Annotated in this window: 1 protein-coding gene; it reads left to right on the plus strand. The window is 51.0% G+C overall.

The features are described from left to right. The coding region (locus QD47_RS29490; RefSeq protein WP_044649473.1) for a condensation domain-containing protein at nucleotides 1–1098 on the plus strand (1098 nt) is incomplete at both ends.

Raw genomic sequence — 1098 nt, forward strand, 5'->3', positions numbered from 1 at the left:
ACTGGAGGATTTGTCGAATGCCTATGAGAAGGCTGTACGTGGAGAAGCCATACAGCTCCCGACCAAAACGGACTCCTTCCGGGTCTGGTCGGAGCGGTTGTCAACCTATGCCGACAGTCCTGAGAGGGAAAGTGAGCACGTATACTGGGAGCAAGTGAATGAACTGGCGGCATCCGAGTCGCCCCAACTTCCAGTGTCGCAAGAGCATAGCGATAGGTTTATGCAGCAAGACATGGGTATCGTAAATGTGAGGCTTACGAAGGAAGAGACTGATCAACTGCTAAAGCAAGCCCACCGCGCGTACAACACAGAAGTGAACGATCTGTTGTTGACGGCACTCGGCAAGACGTTAAGTGCTTGGACTGGCAGTGAAAAGGTTGCGATTCTTCTCGAAGGCCATGGCCGGGAAGAAATCATGAAGGATATCGATATATCACGGACGATTGGCTGGTTTACGAGTCAATACCCGGTGCTGCTGCGGATTAACCGGGAAGATGATATCTCCGGGCACATCAAACGGATGAAGGAGATGCTGCGCAGCATTCCACATAAAGGGATTGGGTACGGCATCTGGAGATATCTCAGCCAGAACGGACCGTCCGGGGCAACATACGCCGATCCACAGATCAGCTTTAATTACTTGGGCGAATTTGATCAGACACTGCAGCATAGCGGCATGCATTTTTCTCCATATTCTAGCGGAGCTAATACTCATGAACTGACCCAAATGTCCTGTGTTATGGACGTGGGAGGACTCGTTACAGATGGCATGCTGGAACTAAGCATTCAATACAACAATAAGGCACTCCAACAAAATGCTGCTGAGCAACTAGCAGAGCAATTCAAGCAGAACGTGCTGGACGTGATTCAGCATTGTGCATCTCAGGAGCACTCCGAATTGACGCCGAGTGATGTGCTGCTTCCGGGTTTAAGCCTGGAAGCACTCGACCGGATGGTGGAGCAGATTCAGCCTGACGAAGAGCTTGAGAATATGTACCCCATGACGCCGATGCAAAAAGGCATGCTGTTCCACAACATGCTGGATTCCCGGTCGAGCGCGTATGTGGAGCAGTCCACCTTTGAACTGAAGGGAACGTT

Source organism: Paenibacillus terrae (assembly GCF_000943545.1).
GTDB lineage: Bacteria > Bacillota > Bacilli > Paenibacillales > Paenibacillaceae > Paenibacillus > Paenibacillus terrae_A.